This is a genomic window from Pseudomonas sp. EL_65y_Pfl1_R83 (assembly GCF_963970695.1).
Lineage (GTDB): Bacteria > Pseudomonadota > Gammaproteobacteria > Pseudomonadales > Pseudomonadaceae > Aquipseudomonas > Aquipseudomonas tritici.
In genome coordinates this window covers 1-504 of the sequence record NZ_CAXAQI010000275.1, presented here as the reverse complement: position 1 = coordinate 504, position 504 = coordinate 1, and the positions used below count along the sequence as shown (strand labels likewise).

Genomic DNA, 504 nt, shown 5'->3' with positions numbered 1-504 from the left:
CCCGGCGACGCCGATCAGGGTGATTCCGGATGTGCCGCTGAAGGTTGGGGATCAGGTGGTTTCCAATCCGGTGACGATGGTTAGGGACAAGCTGGAACAGCGGACGGTGTTGGTGCGGCTGGAGCCTATCGACGACGCGCCTGAGGTTGCAAAAAACCCAGTTGGCGATGCGACGGCTTCTTCGGCTAAGACCGCGACCAATGGCTGCCCGGTGTCGATGGTCACCGGGGAGGAACTGCTGACACTGACCGATGGTGCGCTCGATGGGATTCTGCCGTTTGAGTGGACTCGGTTGTACCGCACCAGTGCGGTGGAAGTGGATTGCGGACTGGGGTTTGGCTGGAGTCATTCGCTGGCGCATCGGCTTGCTGTTTCTGGTGACTCGGTGGTGTGGACGGATCATGAGAATCGGTCGACTACCCTGCCCTTGCCTTCTGTTTCTCGGCCCGAGATCACCAACAGTCTTGCCGAAGCGGCGATCTACTTGGGGTCTTTGCCTGATGA

At 59.7% G+C, this 504-nt stretch carries 1 protein-coding gene; it reads left to right on the top strand.

Annotation, left to right across the window (positions count from 1 at the left end):
* The coding region (locus tag AACY08_RS28845) for a DUF6531 domain-containing protein (RefSeq protein WP_339472494.1) at nucleotides 1-504 on the top strand (504 nt) is incomplete at both ends.